General features: G+C 72.0%; 14 protein-coding genes. 8 read left to right on the top strand and 6 right to left on the bottom strand.

What is annotated here, in order from left to right; all coding sequences use genetic code 11:
- Positions 1 to 90: 90 nt before the first annotated feature.
- Complete coding sequence (locus KBX08_RS16530; protein ID WP_210784390.1) at positions 91 to 1,248, bottom strand: CAP domain-containing protein; 1,158 nt, start codon at positions 1,246 to 1,248, stop codon at positions 91 to 93.
- A 371-nt stretch (positions 1,249 to 1,619) separates the two neighbouring features.
- Between KBX08_RS16530 and KBX08_RS16525 the strand changes: the two genes are divergently transcribed.
- From KBX08_RS16525 to KBX08_RS16515, 3 genes are all read left to right on the top strand, one after another.
- Entirely contained in the window at positions 1,620 to 1,814 is a 195-nt protein-coding gene (locus KBX08_RS16525; protein ID WP_007456482.1) for a hypothetical protein, read from the top strand.
- 349 nt (positions 1,815 to 2,163) lie between these two features.
- Positions 2,164 to 5,778: a chromosome segregation protein SMC gene (gene smc, locus KBX08_RS16520; RefSeq protein ID WP_210784389.1), complete on the top strand. Its 3,615-nt coding sequence runs from the start codon at positions 2,164 to 2,166 to the stop codon at positions 5,776 to 5,778.
- On the top strand, positions 5,778 to 6,398 hold the full coding sequence (locus KBX08_RS16515; protein ID WP_210784388.1) for an HAD family hydrolase: 621 nt from the start codon (positions 5,778 to 5,780) through the stop codon (positions 6,396 to 6,398). The genes smc and KBX08_RS16515 overlap by 1 nt, the downstream gene beginning before the upstream one ends.
- Before the next feature lie 7 nt (positions 6,399 to 6,405).
- Here KBX08_RS16515 and KBX08_RS16510 read toward each other — a convergent pair whose 3' ends face one another.
- From KBX08_RS16510 to KBX08_RS16490, 5 genes are all read right to left on the bottom strand, one after another.
- The gene (locus KBX08_RS16510; RefSeq protein ID WP_210784387.1) at positions 6,406 to 6,927 is read right to left on the bottom strand and encodes a DinB family protein; all 522 of its coding nucleotides are present in this window, start codon (positions 6,925 to 6,927) and stop codon (positions 6,406 to 6,408) included.
- Between the two features lie 44 nt (positions 6,928 to 6,971).
- Positions 6,972 to 7,466 carry a universal stress protein gene (locus tag KBX08_RS16505; protein WP_238684606.1) on the bottom strand — a complete coding sequence of 165 codons (495 nt, stop codon included), beginning with the start codon at positions 7,464 to 7,466 and terminating at the stop codon, positions 6,972 to 6,974.
- 9 nt (positions 7,467 to 7,475) lie between these two features.
- On the bottom strand, positions 7,476 to 9,095 hold the full coding sequence (locus KBX08_RS16500) for an MDR family MFS transporter (RefSeq protein WP_210784386.1): 1,620 nt from the start codon (positions 9,093 to 9,095) through the stop codon (positions 7,476 to 7,478).
- Positions 9,096 to 9,239: 144 nt separating this feature from the next.
- The gene (locus tag KBX08_RS16495; RefSeq protein ID WP_238681244.1) at positions 9,240 to 9,680 is read right to left on the bottom strand and encodes a MarR family winged helix-turn-helix transcriptional regulator; all 441 of its coding nucleotides are present in this window, start codon (positions 9,678 to 9,680) and stop codon (positions 9,240 to 9,242) included.
- A gap of 10 nt (positions 9,681 to 9,690) precedes the next feature.
- Positions 9,691 to 11,418, bottom strand: a complete 1,728-nt coding sequence (locus KBX08_RS16490; RefSeq protein WP_210784385.1) for an alkaline phosphatase D family protein — start codon at positions 11,416 to 11,418, stop codon at positions 9,691 to 9,693.
- 116 nt (positions 11,419 to 11,534) lie between these two features.
- Here KBX08_RS16490 and ftsY point away from each other — a divergent pair, with 116 nt between their 5' ends.
- The 5 genes from ftsY (at position 11,535) to KBX08_RS16465 (ending at position 17,932) form a co-directional block, all read left to right on the top strand.
- Positions 11,535 to 12,716 (top strand): signal recognition particle-docking protein FtsY, encoded by a 1,182-nt coding sequence (gene ftsY / locus KBX08_RS16485; protein ID WP_112603473.1) that lies wholly within the window; start codon positions 11,535 to 11,537, stop codon positions 12,714 to 12,716.
- A gap of 6 nt (positions 12,717 to 12,722) precedes the next feature.
- On the top strand, positions 12,723 to 13,586 hold the full coding sequence (locus KBX08_RS16480; RefSeq protein WP_181518597.1) for an aminoglycoside phosphotransferase family protein: 864 nt from the start codon (positions 12,723 to 12,725) through the stop codon (positions 13,584 to 13,586).
- Between the two features lie 275 nt (positions 13,587 to 13,861).
- Positions 13,862 to 15,274, top strand: a complete 1,413-nt coding sequence (locus KBX08_RS16475) for an ammonium transporter (protein ID WP_210784384.1) — start codon at positions 13,862 to 13,864, stop codon at positions 15,272 to 15,274.
- Positions 15,275 to 15,299: 25 nt separating this feature from the next.
- Positions 15,300 to 15,638: a P-II family nitrogen regulator gene (locus KBX08_RS16470; protein ID WP_172862163.1), complete on the top strand. Its 339-nt coding sequence runs from the start codon at positions 15,300 to 15,302 to the stop codon at positions 15,636 to 15,638.
- Between the two features lie 17 nt (positions 15,639 to 15,655).
- Complete coding sequence (locus KBX08_RS16465) at positions 15,656 to 17,932, top strand: [protein-PII] uridylyltransferase (protein ID WP_210784383.1); 2,277 nt, start codon at positions 15,656 to 15,658, stop codon at positions 17,930 to 17,932.
- Positions 17,933 to 18,231: the final 299 nt, after the last annotated feature.

Raw genomic sequence — 18,231 nt, 5'->3', positions numbered from 1 at the left:
GGTCGCCGCCCGCACCGGTACGCGGCCCCCACGCTCCGGCCCGACGTACCTCACCGGGTCAACGAGCGCGGGGGCGGGAACGACGCGCGGTCAGCGCGGCGCGGCGAAGACCTGCGTCCAGTACGGCCCGTTGCTGCTGGCGATGCCGACGCCGATCTCGGTGAACGCGCAGTTCAGGATGTTGGCCCGGTGGCCCGAGCTGTTCATCCACGCGTCCATCACCGCGGCCGGGGTCTTCTGGTTCCAGGCCACGTTCTCGCCGTACGTGCGCCAGGCGTAGCCGACCCGGTCCAGCCGGGCGCCGGCGTTGCTGCCGTCGCTGCCGGTGTGCGACATATCCTGGTTGTCGGCCTGGTCCTGGCTGTGCCGCTGGGCGGCCGTCATCAGCTTGTCGTCGATGCTCAGCGCCTTGCAACCGGCCTTGGCCCGCTCGGCGTTGACCAGGTCCACCACCTCGCGGGCCTGGGCGCTGACGGAGCCGCTGGAGCCGTTGGAACCGGTGGAGCCGCCGGTGTTGCTCGGCGCGCTGCTGCGCTCGACGCTGCGGCGCGACGCGGCGGTGCTCCGCGACGCCGCCGGGGTGGGCTTGACGACCTTGCTCGGCGACGGGCTCGGAGACGCCGGGGTGGGGATCGTTGACGGGGAGGGTGCGGCGAGGGTGTCCAGCGCCGGCTCTCCGGTCGGCGCGGCCGACGTGGCGAAGGTGTCGTCGACGGCTGTCGGCTGCGCGGCCCCGTCGTCACCGCCGGGCAGGGTGAGCGCGCCGACGCCGAAGCTCACCACGAGGGTGGCGGCCGCGGCGGCGCCCCCGATCATCAGCGGCCGGCGCCAGCGGCGTGGGGAGCGGTGCCGTCCCTCGCCGGGCCGCCCGGTCTCGGCGGTGCCGCGCCACTCGTCGGTGGTCTCCGGGTCGGTGTCGGTGTGCCAGCCGCCGGCCGTCTCGGTATGCCAGCCGCCGGTGGCGTCCTGGGCCGGGCGGTTGTCGTCCCAGCCGCCGGTCTGGTCTTCCGGCTGCGGGGCCGGCCAGGCGGCGGTGTGGGCGTCGGCGGGCGTCAAGGGGTCGGACTGCCGGCCGCCGCCGGTGGGCTGCTCCCGGTGCCACTCGTCGCCCGGCTGACCGGGCTCGTCGCCGAAGAGGTAGGCCGAGCGGGGCTCCGGGCGGTCGTGCAGCCAGGCCGGCTCGTCGGTCGGTCCCTCGGCGCGCCGGGGGGCGCCGTTCGGGTCCATCGGATCGGTCCAGCCGTACACGCCTATGCCTCCAGGGGTCGGTTGCGGGCCGGGGTGACGCTACGGCGCGCCTACGACCTGCGGCAACGTGGCTAAGAAAGAGTTAAGGGGAAGTCGGACGCCAGGGTGCGGACTTCCGTGAATCCGGGCGTACAGTAAAGGCGTCCGGACAGAGAGTGTCCGTGCCTTGCGGCAGCCCCCCGACAAGTGGACAGGTCGACGTAGAGATGATCTACGGCCTGCGAGAACTTGACGAAGGAGGGGTTTGCGGCTCAATATATAGGTGTCGCCAGTCGCGCCCGGTCATGCCCAGATACAGCCTGGAATGACAGCCGCGTACAAATGGGCGCGCGTTGGCCGGCCTTTCCGGCAGCGCATATCAAGGAGTCAGCATGGCGAAGGCCCTCTACGGCCACGTAGGTGCAGCGCCCGACCGGCGTCTGCTCGACGAGGTCACCCGACTGCGTGCCAGGGTTCAGGCACTGGAGTTCGAGATCACGCGTCTGCGTGCCGACAATGATCGGCTCGCGGCGGCTGCGGCGGAGGCGGACGATCTGCTCCGTCTGGCCGAGCCGGCGCTGACCTGATCTTCAGGTCGTAAAAACTGAATCGCACCATCGCAAAAATGCGCGCCGACACCTCTGTGCCGGCGCGTAACACTGTCCGGGGGTCTTTTCGGCGCCGACGATTCATGATCTTGCGGCAGATCGTGCGGGAAGCACGCCGCACAGTTACCGAAAAGCGCGTCGGCGGATAAGCCGATCATGAAAGGCGCTTGTCTTTCTCGCGGTCTCCCGGACAACAGCACGCCCACTGTCGACGCGACGCGGGGCGGGTCGCGTGCCGGGCCGCTCCGACCGGCGGGTTAGTCTGCGAGTTCACCCAGGTCCCCACAGCCGGCGACGGTACGGCGGCCACCGGACGAGGATCGAGTAGGTGTATCTCAAGAGCCTGACGGTGAAGGGTTTCAAGTCCTTCGCCTCCGCGACGACGTTGAAGCTGGAGCCCGGGATCACCTGTGTGGTGGGCCCGAACGGCTCGGGCAAGTCCAACGTCGTCGACGCCATCGCCTGGGTCCTCGGCGAGCAGGGCGCCAAGGCCCTCCGCGGCGGCAAGATGGAGGACGTCATCTTCGCCGGCACCGCCGGCCGGGCGCCGCTGGGTCGCGCCGAGGTCACCCTCACCATCGACAACACCGACGGCGCGCTGCCGATCGAGTACACCGAGGTCTCCATCACCCGCCGGATGTTCCGCTCCGGCGAGAGCGAGTACGAGATCAACGGCAACTCGTGCCGGTTGCTCGACATCCAGGAGCTGCTCTCCGACTCCGGCATTGGCCGGGAGATGCACATCATCGTGGGGCAGGGCCGCCTCGACGGCATGCTGCACGCCAAGCCGGAGGACCGCCGGGCGTTCATCGAGGAGGCGGCCGGCGTCCTCAAGCACCGCAAGCGCAAGGAAAAGGCGCTGCGCAAGCTCGACGCGATGCAGGTGAATCTCAATCGCCTGACCGACCTGACGGCCGAACTGCGTCGTCAGCTCAAGCCGTTGGGCCGGCAGGCCGAGGTGGCCCGGCGCGCCGCCGCCATCCAGGCCAACCTGCGCGACGCCCGGCTTCGGCTGCTCGCCGACGACCTCGCCACCCTGCGGACCACCCTCGACCGGGAGATCGCCGACGAGACCGCGCTGCGCGAGCGGCGCGAGCAGATCGAGGGTGAGCACGCCGAGGTGCAGGGCCGGCTCGGCGAGTTGGAGGCCGCCCTCGCGGAGGACGCGCCGCTGCTCGCCGCCGCCCAGGACACCTGGTACAAGCTCTCCGCCCTCCAGGAACGCTTCCGCTCGATCGAGCAGTTGGCCCGGGAACGGCTGCGGCACCTCAGCGCCACCGGCGACGACGAGCGGCCCGGCCGCGACCCGGACCAGCTGGAGGCCGAGGCGGAACGCGTCCGCGAGCAGGAGGAGGAGCTACGCGGCGCGCTCACCGACGACCAGATCCGACTCGCCGAGGCGGTCGAGCACCGCCAGGAGTTGGAGCGGCAGTTGGCCGCCGCCGAGCGTGAGCTGGTCGCCGCGGCCAAGGCCATCGCCGACCGGCGCGAGGGGATGGCCCGGCTCACCGGCCAGGTCAACTCCGCCCGGGCCCGGACCACCAGCGCCGGCGAGGAGATCGAACGCCTCGCCATCGCGCACGCCGACGCGCTGGGCCGCGCCGAGCAGGCGCAGGCCGACCTGGACGCGGTCGCCGCCCAGTCCACCGAGGCCGACCGGGACAACGCGGACCTGGACGCCCGGCACGCCGAGGCGGTCGCCGTGCAGGAACGGGCCCAGGCCACCGTCCGATCGCTGTCCGACGCCGAGCGGGCGGCGGAGAAGGACGCGGCCACCTGGAAGGCCCGCGAGGAGGCTCTCGCCCTGGGGCTGCGGCGCAAGGACGGCGCCGGGGCGCTGCTCGCCCGCGCCGGGGACGTGCCCGGTCTGCTCGGCAGCCTCGCCGGGTTGCTCACCGTCGCGCCCGGTCACGAGGCCGCGCTGGCCGCCGCGCTCGGCGGGCTCGCCGACGCGGTCGCCGTCAGCGGGGTGGACGAGGCCGTCGAGGCGATGCGGCTGTTGAAGATCTCCGACGCCGGCCGGGCCGGCCTGCTGGTCGGCAGTCCGGCCGGTCCCGGTATGACCGGCTCCGCCGACGCGCTGCGCCCGAAGCTGCCGGACGACGCCCGGTGGGCGCCCGACCTGGTGGAGTGCAGCGCCGAGCTGCGTCCGGCGGTGCACCGGGCCCTGCGGGACGTGGCGCTCGTCGACGATCTCGCCGCCGCCGCCGAGCTGGTCGCCAGCAACCCCGAGCTGCGGGCGGTCACCCCGGACGGTGACGTGGTCGGGGCGTACGCGGCGGCGGGCGGGTCGGCCAAGGCCCCCAGCTACATCGAGGTGCAGGCAGCCGTCGAGGAGGCCCGCGCCAACCGGGTCACCGCCGAACGCGCTGGCCTGGAGCTGCGTGATCAGTTGGTCGAGGCGCGCGCCGAGGTGGCGGCAGCCAAGGAGGCCGTGCAGCACGCCGCCGCCGAGAAGCGCGAGGCGGAGAGCCACCGCAACGCCGCCGCTCGCCGGCTGGCCGAGCTGGGCGCGGCGGCCCGTTCCGCGAAGGCCGAGACCGACCGGCTCGGCGACTCCCGCTCCCGCGCCGAGGCCGCCCGGCAACGGGACCTCACGGCGCTCGCCGAGCTGGAGGAGCGGCTACGGCTGGCCGAGGAGACCCCGGTCGACGCCGAGCCCTCGACCGAGGAGCGGGATCAGCTGGCGGCCATGGTGCCGCAGGCCCGGCAGAACGAGATGGAGGTCCGGCTCGCCGTGCGTACCGCCGAGGAGCGGGTCTCCTCGATCGCCGGCCGGGCCGACTCGCTCGCGCGGCAGGCCGCCGCGGAGCGGGCCGCCCGGGAACGCGCGGCGGCCCGCCGGGCCGCCCGCGCCCGGGGCGCGGGCATCGCCCGGTCCGTCGCCGGTGGCGCCCGGGAGGCGCTGACCCGGCTGACCACCTCGATCGCGACGGCAGCGGAGCACCGTGACGCGGTCGCCCTCGAGCGCGCCGCACGGGAGGCGGAGCTTCAGGAGGTACGCGGTGCCGCCAAGCGGCTCGGCGCGGAGTTGGAGCGGCTGACCAGCCAGGTGCACCGCGACGAGGTGGCCCGCGCGGAGCAGCGGCTGCGCATCGAGCAGTTGGAGGCGAAGGCCGCCGAGGACTTCGGGCTGGACGTGGAGACGCTGGTCGCCGAGTACGGTCCGACTCAGCCCGTTCCGCCGACCCAGGTGGACGTCGCGGCGGCCGAACGTGACGGTCTGCCGGTGCCCGAACCGGTGCGCTACGAGCGGCCGGTGCAGGAGAAGCGGGCCGCCAAGGCGGAACGCGAACTCGCCCTGCTCGGCAAGGTCAACCCACTCGCGCTGGAGGAGTTCGCCGCGCTGGAGGAGCGTTTCAAGTTCCTCTCCGAGCAGTTGGAGGACCTCAAGGCCACCCGTCGGGACCTGCTCACAGTGGTCAAGGACGTGGACGAGCGGATCCTGGAGGTCTTCGCCAGCGCCTTCGAGGACACCGCCCGGGAGTTCGAGCAGGTGTTCACAGTCCTCTTCCCCGGTGGCGAGGGACGGCTGATCCTCACCGAACCGGACGACCTGCTCACCACCGGCGTCGAGGTGGAGGCCCGCCCGCCGGGCAAGAAGATCAAGCGGCTGTCACTGCTCTCCGGTGGCGAGCGGTCGCTGACCGCGGTGGCCATGTTGGTGGCGATCTTCCGCGCCCGGCCCAGCCCGTTCTACATCATGGACGAGGTGGAGGCGGCCCTGGACGACGTCAACCTGGGCCGGCTGATCACGTTGCTGGCACAGTTGCGCGAGAAGAGTCAGCTGATCGTCATCACGCACCAGAAGCGGACGATGGAGATCGCCGACGCGCTCTACGGCGTGACCATGCGCAGTGGGGTCACTCAGGTGATCAGCCAACGGCTCAACCGGGCCGACGAGGACGACCAGCGGCACGGCCGCGGCGAGGAGAACGGGTAGTGGCTCGGGAACGCGCGACGGCGCTCCTGCTGGACTTCGACGGCGTACTGCGCCGGTGGGACCCGGCGGTGGCTGCCGTTGTCGAGCGGGAGTACGGCCTCTCCGAGGGCGTGCTCGGTGAGATCGCCATGCAGTGGGGGCGGCTCCAGCCGGTGCTCACCGGCCAGGTCAACCACGCCGAGTGGATGAACAGCGTGGCGGACGCCCTCGCCGAGTCGGTGGGCAGCCCGGAACGGGCCCGCGCCGCTGTGGAGCAGTGGCAGAGCTACCGGGGAGAGGTCGACCAGGAGGTGCTGGCGTTCGTTCGGGAGGTCCGTGCGGCGGGCGTCCGGGTCGGGCTGGGCACCAACGCCACCGACCTGCTCGACGCCGACCTGGCCGCGCTCGGCCTGGTCGGCGAGCTGGACGTGGTGGTCAACTCCTCGGTCATCGGCGTGCACAAGCCGGCTCCGGAATACTTCAAGGCCGCCTGCGTGGCCCTGGCCACCCCGCCGGCCCGGGTCCTCTGCGTCGACGACGAGGACTGGGCCGTGCGGGGTGCCCGGGCCGCCGGGCTGTCGGCGCACCGGTGGGGCGGCCACGCCGACCTGCGTTACCTGCGGGCGGCCCTGGACTATTGAGCGTTCGTCACTCGCCGGTGACGCCGTCGATGCGTTCCCGGATCAGGTCGGCGTGGCCGTTGTGCCGGGCGTACTCCTCGATCATGTGCACGTACACCCAGCGCAGGTTGAAGGTGCGCTTCTTCGCGCCGACCTCGGTGAACGTCTGGTCGAGCGAGTGGCCGGCGGCGGCCTCGCGGGCCAGCGCCACCTCGCGGTGGAAGATGGCGAAGTCGGCAGCGGCGTCGGCGGCGCTGACGTCGTGGTCGGCGTCCGGGTTGTCCGGGGTGAAGTACGGGTAGTCGACAGGCTCGCCGGCGAAGTTCTCCCGGAACCACCAGGCCTCCACCTCGGCCAGGTGCCGGACCAGGCCGAGCAGGGTCAGCCCGGACGGTTCCACGCTCGGCGTCCGCAACTGCTCCTCGGTCAGGCCGGCGCACTTGAGTAGCAGCGTCTGTCGGTGGTAGTCGAGCCAGCCGTCGAGCATGGTGCGCTCGTCGCCGACGTACGGTTCGGGGGTCCGGGTGATCTCCGGCGCGATCCAGGTCATGCCGCGCATCCTGCCCGGCACCTCGGACATACCGCGACGGGTTATCAGGGCACCACGACTACCGGCCAGCGGCCGGCGCGGACCAGCCGGGTGGCGACCGAGCCGACCAGCCGGTGTCCGGCCTGCTCGGAGGCGCCGACGACCACCATGTCGGCCTGGAACTCGTCGGCCGCCGCGCACAGCTCGCCGTACGCGTCGCCGCGCCGCACCAGCAGGGTCACCGGAATGCCCCACTGCTCGGCCCCACGCCGGCACTCCCGGCGCAGCTCGTCGGCCAACTCGTCGTGGGTGCGCTGGACCGCGCCGGCGTCCATGCCGGGCACCAGGGCGGTCAGCCCGCTCGGCGAGCTGACGAAGACCACCACCAGCGCGGCGCCCTGCCGACGGGCCAGGCCGGCGGCGTAGGAGCCGGCCCGCTCGGAGGTCCGGGTGCCGTCGATGCCCACCATGATCACCCGAGGGCCGTCCGTCCCGCGCTCGAAGGGCAGCGGTCGGGTCCGGGGCCCGTACTCCTCACGGTCCGGTGCTCCCACGCCCATGGCTCTACCTCACCTCTGCTCGCCGGTACGGATCACGGGTGCGCCAGCGCCGGCGGCGACTGTCGATTCCCGCTCGACCTGGTCGGAAACCGGGTCGCCGTTGTGCTGGCGCAGCGGCACCTCCTTGATGAAGGCCACCGCGATCAGCGCGATCAGCGCGAACGGGGCGGCAGCCAGGAAGATGTCACCGGCACCGTGGCCGTACGCGCTCTCCACCACCGCCCGCAGCGGGCCGGGCAGGGTGTGCACGTCGGGCAGGGCACCGCCGCTGCCCGAGCTGGAGGCGGGGATGCCGAGTTGGGCCAGGCCGTCGGCGGTGTAGTCCTTGACCTTGTGGGCGAGCACCGCGCCGAGGGCGGAGACGCCGATCGCGCCACCCAGGCTGCGGAAGAACGCCACCACCGAGCTGGCCGCGCCGAGTTCGTGCGGGCCGACGGTGTTCTGCACGGCGAGGACCAGGTTCTGCATGGTCATGCCCAGGCCGACGCCGATCAGCAGCATGTAGACGCTGAGCAGTGTGAAGCTGGTGTCGGCGCGCAGGGTGCCCATCAGCGCGAAGCCGACGGTGAGCAACGCCGACCCGATCACCAGGTACCGCTTCCAGCGGCCGGTCTTGCTGATGACCCGCCCGATGACGGTGGAGGCGACCAGCAGGCCGAGGATCATCGGCAGGGTCATCAGGCCGGACATGGTGGGGCTCTGCCCGCGGCTGATCTGGAAGTACTGGCCCAGGAAGATCGACGCGCCGAACATGCCCACACCGACCGCGATGCTGGCGACGACGGCGAGGGTGATGGTGCGGTTGCGGAACAGCCGTGGCGGGATCATCGGCTCGGCGGCCCGGGTCTCGACCCGGATCGCCAACGCGCCGAGGACCAGCGCGCCGACGACCATGACGGCGGTCTGCCAGGAGGCCCAGGCGAACTGGTCGCCGGCGAGCGAGACCCAGATCAGCAGCACCGAGACGGCCGCGGTGATCAGGGTGGCGCCCCACCAGTCGATCTCGGCCTTCCGCTTGACCACCGGCAGGTGCAGGGTCTTCTGGAGCACGATCAGCGCGAGGATGGCGAACGGCACGCCGACGTAGAAGCACCAGCGCCAGCCGAGCCAGGAGGTGTCCACGATCACGCCGCCGATCAGCGGGCCACCGATGGTGCCGACGGCCATCACGGCCCCGAGGTAGCCGCTGTAGCGGCCGCGCTCGCGGGGCGCGATCATCGTGGCCATGATCACCTGGGCCAGCGCGGTGAGACCGCCGGCGCCGACGCCCTGGAGCACCCGGCAGGCGATCAGCTCACCGGTGCCCTGGGCGAGGCCGGCCAGCACCGAGCCCAGCACGTAGATCCCCAGGGCGAGCTGGACCAGTGTCTTCTTACTGGTCAGGTCGGCCATCTTGCCCCAGATGGGGGTGGTCGCTGTGGTCGCGAGCAGGGCCGAGGTCACCACCCAGGTGTACGCGGACTGGCCGCCGTGCAGTTCGGTGATGATCCGCGGCAGCGCGTTCGAGATGACGGTGGAGGACAGGATCGCGACGAACAGGCCCAGCAGTAGGCCGGAGAGTGCTTCCAGGATCTGCCGGTGGGTCATGGTCACGGCGGTCGCCTGGGGAGGCACTGTCGCCTGGCTCATCGTGTGTTGCCTCCGAGCGGAGTCGATGTGGAACGGCGGGGCTGGTACGCACGGGCCGCCTGTGAGTTGCCTGAGGCAACCGTATGCCTTGGTTGCCTGAAGCAACAACTTGTCGGACCGGTGCCCTATTCCCCGCGTTCGGAGCTACTGCCAGGAGTCGTTGAACCGGCCGAGCAGCCGGGCGAACTCCTCGACGTCCCGCTCCGGCCAGCCGTCCAGAGCGCGCAGGAACTCGCCCAGCCGGGCCGCGCGGGCCACGTCGAACCGGCGCTGCCCCTCGTCGGTGAGGCTGATCTGCGCGGCCCGCCGGTCACTCGGATCAGGGTCGCGGTGCACCAGGCCGAGGACTTCCAGGGCGTTGATCTGCCGGCTCAGCGTCCCCTTGCCCACGCCCAGCCGCGCCGCCAACTCGGTCAACCGGATCGACCCGCTACGCCGCAACCAGAGCAGCAACCCGTAGGTGTTCGGCTCCAGGTTCGGGTGCACCTCCCGGGCGATCTCCCAGGAGACCGCCCGGCCGCGGCGCAGCAGAGCGGTCAACTCGTGCTCAACCGCCCGGATCGGCTCCGGCAGGTGCTCGTCCACGGCGTAGAGACTACGGCGCGGCCGGCTCGCCGTCGCCGGAGAGTCGACGCCGCATCACCGGGCGTAGATGCCCGTCCTTGGTGGTGCCCTCGATGACCACGTCGGCCCCGCGCCCGTGATGGGTAAGGGTGGCTACGGCGTTGCCGAAGTACGGGCCGGCCAGCTTGCGCCAGCGCACCCCCGGCCGGCGTACGCCCGCCGAACGGGCCAGCGCCCGGGTGGCCCCGGCCGGACCGGGCGACCAGCCCAGCCGCATCAACGGACGGATGCCCGCCGGGACCTGGTTGTGGATCGGCGAACAGGTGAGCTGGTGCACCGGAGTGACCACCGCCGGATCCGCGAACCGGGCCCGCGCCACGTACGAGTGGTGCACGTCACCGGAGAGCACGCTGATCGACGCCGGTGGGGCGTACGCCGGGCCGGCCCCGATCCGCGCGCCGGACTGTCGCGGCGTGCCGGTGCCGATGCGGGCGAACGTCTCCGCGAGCGCCTCGAAGGACCGCCGGAACGCCGCCCAGTGCTCCAGGTCCAGGGCGCGGCGCAGCTTCTCCGCCCCGCGCGCCACCCACGGTCGGCGTGAGTCCGCCAGTTTCTCGTTCCACGCCTCGATGTGGTGGATGCCCTGCGGCAGCAGCCAGGGCAGCGAGGCGCCCACCACGAGGTGGTCGTAGACCCCGTGCGCCTGGTCCAGGAACCAGGCCCACTCGCCGGGCGGCAGCATCGCCCGGCTGTTGGGCTCGAGCACCCGGCTGCACCGGTTGTCCAGCATGACCAGCCGGGTCCGGCCCAGGTCCAGTACGTAGCTCCACTGATACTGCACCGCGCGCCAGCGCTCGGTGTCGTGCGCCAGGTCGGACTCCTGGTCGACCCGGTGGCCGAACTCGCGCAGCACGCTGGTGGCGTCCTCGGCGGCGGCGACCTTCGCGAAGACCGGATCGGCGACGATCTCGTCGGGGGAGAGGTTGCCCAGGTGCTGGTAGACCCAGTAGGAGGCGAGCCCGCTGCCGATCCGCTCCTGCCACCACGGCTGCTCGCGCACCTCGGCCCGCCACGCCGCCGAGGTGTTCCAGTCGTCGATGATCTCGTGATCGTCGAAGATCATCACGCTGGGCACCGTGGAGAGCAGCCAGCGGATCTCCGGATCACGCCAGGACTCCAGGTAGAGCTTGGTGTACTCGTCGAAGCTCACCACCTGATCGGCCGGAGCGCCCTTCGGCCGCCGCCGCCGTCGCCGCAGCAGCCGGCGCACGGTCGGCGAGGTGACGTCGGCGTAGACCTGGTCACCGAGCAGCACCAGCAGGTCGGGCAGCGGGTTCGACTCCGGGTCGGCCATCAACCGCCGGGCGTACGCGTCCAACGCGTCAGGTGGCAGCTTGCGGGTGGTGGCGTGCTGGGTGGTCTCGCGACACGAGCCGAAGATCAGATTGACCGGCTGGTCCCGATCGTCGGCGGCCCGGGTGCGGATCACGCTCGGCGGGAACCCGCTGCTCGGCACCGGCCAGACGATCTCGTCGTCGACCAGCACCTCGTAGGTGGTCTCGCTGTCCGGGGCAAGACCCTCCACCACCACGAGGGCGTAGTGGTGGTCGTACGCCGAGAAGGTGGGCGCGGTGCCGGTGGCGCCGCTGCCGGTGCGGACGGTGACCACGGCGGGTGCCGCCGTCTCCACCCAGATCGTCGCCCGGGTGTCCACCACTCGCCGCAGAAGTGGGCCGATGAGGAGGTGTGCGGCGGGCATGCGGCCGAGCCTACCGCCGGTCCCCGGCACCGGCCGGGCGCGGTGGCTGAGACTCCGGGCACGGCTCGGGGTGCGGTGGCTGGGACGCCGCCGCCGCCATCTGACAGGATTCCGGCATGGCCGAATATCTCGTCCTCGCTCTGGTCCTGCTCGGTGTGCTGATCGCCGGCACGGTCGGGCTGGTCGTGCCGCGATTGCGGCGGCGGCCTGAGCCCCCGCTGCCACGCACCGAGGTCGACACCAGGGCTGAGGAGGATCTCGCCGGCCCGCCGGTCGAGGCACCGGAGTCCGATCTGTCCACCGGCGTCCTGGTCGAGCCGCCGCCGGTGCTCGAACCGCAGGTCGAGGTCCCCGAGCCGACCGCCGGGCGGCTGGTCCGGCTCCGCTCGCGGCTGTCCCGCTCACAGAACGTGTTCGGCAAGAGCCTGCTCGGCCTGCTCGCCCGTGACCACCTCGACGAGGACGTCTGGGAGGAGATCGAGGACAGCCTGATCACCGCCGACGTCGGCGTCGACGCCACCCGCGACATCGTCGACCGGCTCCGCGAGCGCACCCGGGTGCTCGGCACCCGCTCGGCATCCGAGCTGCGGGCACTGCTCGCCGCCGAGCTGGTCAACGCGCTCGACCCGAGCCTGGACCGCTCCTTGCGGACCGCCCCCAAGGACGGCGTGCCGGCGGTCGTCCTGGTCGTCGGCGTCAACGGCGCCGGCAAGACCACCACCTGCGGCAAGATCGCCCGGGTGCTGGTGGCCGACGGTCGCAGCGTGCTGCTCGGCGCGGCGGACACCTTCCGGGCCGCCGCGGCCGACCAACTGGAGACCTGGGGTTCGCGCGTCGGAGCGGAGACCGTGCGGGGGCCCGAGGCCGCCGACCCGGCCAGCGTCGCGTTCGACGCCGTCAAGCGCGGCATCGACACCGGCGTGGACACAGTTCTCATCGACACCGCCGGCCGCCTGCAGAACAAGGTCGGCCTGATGGACGAGCTGGGCAAGGTCAAGCGCGTGGTGGAGAAGCAGGGCCCGATCGACGAGACACTGCTCATCCTGGACGCCACCACCGGGCAGAACGGCCTGGAGCAGGCCCGGGTCTTCACCGAGGTGGTCAACGTGACAGGGGTGGTGCTGACCAAGCTCGACGGCACCGCCAAGGGCGGCATCGTGATCGCCGTGCAGCGCAAGCTCGGCATCCCCGTGAAGCTGGTCGGCCTCGGCGAAGGCAAGGACGACCTGGCCCCGTTCGACCCGGCGCAGTTCGTCGACGCGTTGCTGGGGACCGAGGCCACCGGCCGGGACGCGTAGTCTCGGGTGACCACTGACGATCGCGCGTACGCGGGCTGGCGCGACCCCGGCCATCCTTCGCAGCGCCTCGGGAGGCCGTACGTGACCTCGCAGGAGATCCCGCTGCACGGCGGCAACGTGAGCACCGTTGTCCGCGTGGGTGACACGGTTCGGCGCAACGCCGGGCCGTGGACCCCGTCCGTGCACGCGCTGCTGCGCCACCTTGAGTACGTGGGGTTCACCGGCGCTCCGCGGGCGCTCGGGATGGACGAGCGCAACCGTGAGGTGCTGTCGTACCTGGAGGGGGAGTGCGGAGAATATCCGCTCGCCCCGCACTGGGTGACCGACGAGGCCCTGGTCACCGTCGCCACCATGCTGCGCATGTTCCACGACGCGCAGTACGGCTTCACTCCTCCGCAGGCGGCGGTCTGGCGCTCGTTCGGGCCCCCACCACCGGACACCGAGGTGATCTGCCACCACGACGCCGCGCCGCACAACGTGATCTGGCGTCCGGACGGCACCCTCGGGCTGATCGACTTCGACCTCGCCTCACCCGGAGCACGGATCTACGACGTGGCGTACGCGGCCTGGACCTGGGTGCCGATCTTCGCGGACCGGGACTCGATCACGCTGGGCTGGAAGCACCCGGACCGGCCCCGCCGCCTCCGGCTCTTCGCCGACGCGTACGGGCTGATCCCCCGGGACCGGCACCGGCTGATCCGGACCATCCGCAAACGGATCGTGGACCACGTCGAGGGGATCCGGCGGATGGCCGCCGCCGGCGAGCCGGCGTTCGTCCGGATCGTGCACAAGGGCCACCTGCGTCGACCGATGCGCGATCTGCGGCTGCTCGACTACGAGCGGCACACCCTGGAGAACGCCCTCCGCTGAGCGCCGGTCGGGCGATGCTCGGCCGGGCCCGTCAAGCGCACCGGTCGATGGCGTTGACCGGTCAGCCATCGACGATCGCCGTCCGGCCGATCCACAGTCGTCCATGCTGATGACTGTGCGGAGTTCGTGACACGTCCGAAACAACCCGTCACGAAACGGAAACCCGCACGGGACCCAAAGTGAAACAGCCGGCCGCGAAGCTTCCGCGCAACCGGCCTACGGGCGACGCTGCCCCGGAAAGCCGCGAAGGAGGACTTCACCTTTAGGAGGCCAGCGTGCCTGAAGCACCGACGATCGACGGCGCCAATACCACGTGGCTGCTGGTTTCGACCGCGCTCGTGCTGCTCATGACCCCCGGACTGGCGCTGTTCTACGGCGGCCTCAACCGGGCCAAGGGCGTACTCAACATGATGATGATGAGCTTCTCGGCTATCGGGCTCATCTCTATTCTGTGGTGGTTCTACGGATTCAGCGTCGCCTTCGGGACCGACGTGAACGGCTTCTGGGGCGACCCGGGCGCGTACCTCGGCACCAAGACCTTCCTCGCCGAAACCGACCTGTGGGGTGCCACGGCGGAGAACCCCAGCGGCATCGGCGTCCCGCTCTACGTGTTCATGGCCTTCCAGATGGTCTTCGCGGTGATCACCGTCGCGCTGATCAGCGGTGCCATCGCCGACCGGGCCAAGTTCGCCGGCTGGCTGCTGTTCGCCTTCGGCTGGGCCACCCTGGTCTACTTCCCGGTCGCCCACTGGGTGTGGGGCGGCGGCATCATCGGCGGCGACATCCACGCACTGGACTTCGCCGGTGGCACCGCGGTGCACATCAACGCCGGTGCGGCGGCCCTGGCCGTGGTCCTGGTCCTCGGTAAGCGGCTCGGTTGGCCGCGTGAGGGCATGAAGCCGCACAACATCCCGCTTGTCGCGCTCGGTGCCGGACTGCTGTGGTTCGGCTGGTTCGGGTTCAACGCCGGCTCCGAGCTGACCGTCGACTCGGTCGCCGGCCTCGCCTTCATCAACACCCAGCTCGCCACGGCGGCGGCGGTGCTCGGCTGGATCGCTGTCGAGTGGGTCAAGACCCGGAAGCCGACGATGGTCGGTGCCTCGTCCGGTGCCATCGCCGGCCTGGTCGCCATCACCCCGGCCTGTGGCTTCATCGCACCGTGGGCGTCCGTGCTGCTCGGCATCGTCGCCGGCGCGGTGTGTGCGCTCGCCGTCAGCCTCAAGTACAAGCTGGGCTACGACGACTCGCTCGACGTGGTCGGCGTGCACTTCGTCGGTGGTTGGATCGGGTCGCTCTGGCTCGGCCTCTTCGCCACCAACTCGGTCAACGCCGCGATCACCGACGTGGTGGGCGCCTCCGACGGCCTCTTCTACGGCGGCGGCGCGACCCAGCTCGGGCGGCAGGCCCTCGCCGGCCTGATCGTCACCGCCTGGTCGTTCGGCATCGCCTGGGTGCTCGCCTTCGTCATCGAGAAGACGATCGGCTTCCGCGTCACTGGCGAGGCGGAGGTCGAGGGCATCGACATCGCCGAGCACGCCGAGAGCAGCTACGACCTGTCCCCGGCCGGCGGCGGCACGGGCAGCGCGTTCGCGATGGCCGGCATCGGCACCCCCGGTGGCGGCGCGACGAGTGGTGCCAAGCCGGAGGCGGAGCCCGCCGAGCCGGTCAGCGAAAAGGTCGCCGGTTAACGTTCCTGGGATGGAGGGGTTGGACATGAAGCTGGTGACCGCAGTCATCAAGCCGTACCAGCTGGACGCGGTGAAGGAGGCCCTGCACGCCCTCGGGGTGGCCGGGCTGACCGTCAGCGAGGTTCAGGGGTACGGGCGGCAGAAGGGGCACACCGAGGTCTACCGGGGTGCCGAGTACACGGTCGAGTTCCTGCCCAAGATCAGGGTCGAGGTGCTCACCGACGAGATCGACGTCGACAAGGTGGTGGACGCCATCGTCGGAGCGGCCCGCACGGGCAAGATCGGTGACGGCAAGGTCTGGGTCACCGGTGTCGAAGAGGTCGTCCGGGTACGTACCGGCGAACGCGGCCTCGACGCACTCTGACCTCGGCCTCGACTGACATGACCTCGTTGATCAAGAAGAACGCGTCAGGACCCGCCGACGACGGCGACGCGAACCTCTTGATCAACGAGGTCGTCGGCGTTCCCGGGGGGATCGGGGAAGCGGCCCGGCGGGGGCGGGCTGCCGTGTACGACTCGTTCTTGCGGGGGTTGCTGCCTGCGCGGGACGGGGTGGCGCTGCTGGCCGTCGGGGGCTTGGGTCGGCGGCAGTGTGCTCCGTACAGCGACCTCGACCTGGTGCTGCTGCACGCCGGGGTGCCCGGCACTGACGAGTTGGCCGCCTCGGTCTGGTACCCGATCTGGGACGCGGGCCTGCGGCTCGACCATTCGGTACGCACCGTCGCCGAGGCGCTCTCGGTGGCCCAGGACGACGTCAAGGTCGCCCTCGGGCTGCTCGACGCCCGGCTGGTCGTGGGGGACCAGGCGCTGGCCGACGGGCTGATCCGCACCGCCGCCGATCACTGGCGGCGTACCGCCGTCCGGCACCTGCCCGGCCTGCGGGAGGTCACCGAAGCCCGTTGGCAGGCCCACGGCGAGCTGGCGTTCCTGCTGGAGGGTGACCTCAAGGAGGCCGCCGGTGGTCTGCGTGACGTGGGGCTGCTGGGGGCGATCGCCGCCGCCGGCATCACCGACGCGCTGCGCCCTGCCGTACGCGCCGCCCACCTGCGCCTGTTGGACACCCGCGACGCGCTGCACCAGCAGGTCGGCCGACGGGTCGACCGGCTGGTCGCCCAGGAGCGCGACGGAGTGGCCACCCTGCTCAATCTGGAAGACGGCGACGCGTTGCTGCGTCGGGTCGCCGGTGACGCCCGCACGGTCAGCCACGCCCTGGACGACGCCTTCCGGGCCGCCGACCGGCTGCGCTCCGGCCGCTCCCGCGGCGGCAACGGCCGCCCGGCCCGCCGCCCGGTCGCCCGCGACGTCGTCGAACACGACGGCGAGTTGGTGCTCGCCCGCACGGCGATCGGGGCACGCCCCGACCCGAGCCTCTCGCTGCGGGTGGCCGCCGCGTCGGCCACGACCCGAATCCCCATCGCGCGGGCCACCTGCGAGTGGCTGGCGGCGTACTGCCCGCCCCTTCCGGCCCCCTGGCCGGCCGAGGCCCGGGCCGCGCTGATCACCCTGCTCGGCGCCGGTGCCGGCCTGGTGCCGGCCTGGGAGACCTGCGACCGGTACGGGCTCGTCGACGGCTGGCTGCCCGAGTGGACCCGGCTGCGCAGCCTGCCCCAGCACAACCCGGTGCACCGCTTCACCCTCGACCGGCACCTCGTGCAGACCGCGCACGAGGCCAGCCGGCACGCCCGCGAGGTGGAGCGCCCCGACCTGCTGCTCCTCGGCGCTCTCCTGCATGACATCGGCAAGGGCCTCCCCGGTGACCACAGCACCGTCGGTGTGCCGGTTGCCCAGGCGGTGGCCACCAGGGTCGGCCTGCCCACCGCAGAGGTCGAGCTGATCGGCAAGCTGGTCAGGTTGCACCTGCTGCTGCCCGACGTGGCCACCCGCCGGGACCTGAGCGACCCGGTCACCATCGCCTCGGTGGCCGAGGCGGTCGGCGATACCGGCACCCTCGACGTGCTGCACGCGTTGGTCCGCGCCGACGCGGCGGCGACCGGGCCGGCGGCCTGGTCGGACTGGAAGGGCCGGCTCGTCGCCGAGCTGGTGGCCCGGGTTCGCACCGCGCTGGACACCGGCGTACTCCCCGAGCCACCCGCACCGGACCCGGAGCTGCTGGCCGGTCCACTGCCGGTCGTCCACCTGACCGGCGACCGGGTGTCGGTCGCGGCGGCCGACCGGCGGGGTCTGCTCGCCACGGTGGCCGGCTGCCTGGCGCTGCACCGGCTGGAGGTGATCTCCGCGGACGCCTCCGCCGTCGACGGCCGGGCCCTGGTCGAGTGCCGGGTGCAGCCTCGCTACGGCCTCCCGCCGGACCCGGTCCCGCTCCGCGCCGACCTGCGCCGGGCGGTCGCCGGCGACGTGTCGGTCACCCAACGGCTGCGCGGCCGTGCGCTCGCCAGCCGTGGCGGTGGCGCGGCTCCACGAGTGGTCTGGCACCGCGAGGCGGCCACCGACGCCGTACTGCTGGAACTGCGCGCCGCCGACGCCGCCGGGCTGCTCTACCGGGTCGCCTGCGCGCTCGACGAGGCCGGCGCCCTGGTTCGCGCGGCCCGCATCTCCACCCTCGGCGCCGACGTGGTCGACGCCTTCTATCTGGTGGGCGGTTGGCCGGACGACGCGACCCGAGCCCGACTGGAGGCTGCGGTCCTGGCCGCCGTCTGATCTCGCCTCATGCTCCGCATCTCCCAGTGCCGCAGGCGTCAACCCCGCTTCAGCCGCAGCCAATCGGTTCCAGGCCGCGAGCAGCCACCGGTGCGCGGCTGCCAAGCGAACGTCCGCAATCCGACTGAAGCCGATGCTGATCAGTCGTCTATAGGAGCATCAACGCAAACTCGGCCGTCAACACGAGGTATGTCCCGGTGACTGTCTGTCCTGGCTGGGCGAAGTGCCCGGCGGGGTGCCTCAGCGAGCCTCTGCCGGCGCACGTGGGCGCCATCGGCGCTGGCCAGGTCGCCTGGCTG

The sequence above is a fragment of the Micromonospora sp. H61 genome, assembly GCF_018070325.1.
Lineage (GTDB): Bacteria > Actinomycetota > Actinomycetes > Mycobacteriales > Micromonosporaceae > Micromonospora > Micromonospora salmantinae.
The sequence above is the reverse complement of the archived record's forward strand: the minus strand, read 5'-3'. Positions and strand labels throughout refer to the sequence as shown.

Excerpts from the sequence above, each read along its gene's own strand:
- KBX08_RS16525 (WP_007456482.1), top strand. The coding sequence starts at position 1,620 with ATGGCGAAGGCCCTCTACGGCCACGTAGGTGCAGCGCCCGACCGGCGT.
- KBX08_RS16510 (WP_210784387.1), bottom strand. The coding sequence starts at position 6,927 with ATGACCTGGATCGCGCCGGAGATCACCCGGACCCCCGAACCGTACGTC.
- KBX08_RS16505 (WP_238684606.1), bottom strand. The coding sequence starts at position 7,466 with ATGGGCGTGGGAGCACCGGACCGTGAGGAGTACGGGCCCCGGACCCGA.
- KBX08_RS16500 (WP_210784386.1), bottom strand. The coding sequence starts at position 9,095 with ATGAGCCAGGCGACAGTGCCTCCCCAGGCGACCGCCGTGACCATGACC.
- KBX08_RS16490 (WP_210784385.1), bottom strand. The coding sequence starts at position 11,418 with ATGCCCGCCGCACACCTCCTCATCGGCCCACTTCTGCGGCGAGTGGTG.
- ftsY (WP_112603473.1), top strand. The coding sequence starts at position 11,535 with ATGGCCGAATATCTCGTCCTCGCTCTGGTCCTGCTCGGTGTGCTGATC.
- KBX08_RS16470 (WP_172862163.1), top strand. The coding sequence starts at position 15,300 with ATGAAGCTGGTGACCGCAGTCATCAAGCCGTACCAGCTGGACGCGGTG.
- KBX08_RS16465 (WP_210784383.1), top strand. The coding sequence starts at position 15,656 with ATGACCTCGTTGATCAAGAAGAACGCGTCAGGACCCGCCGACGACGGC.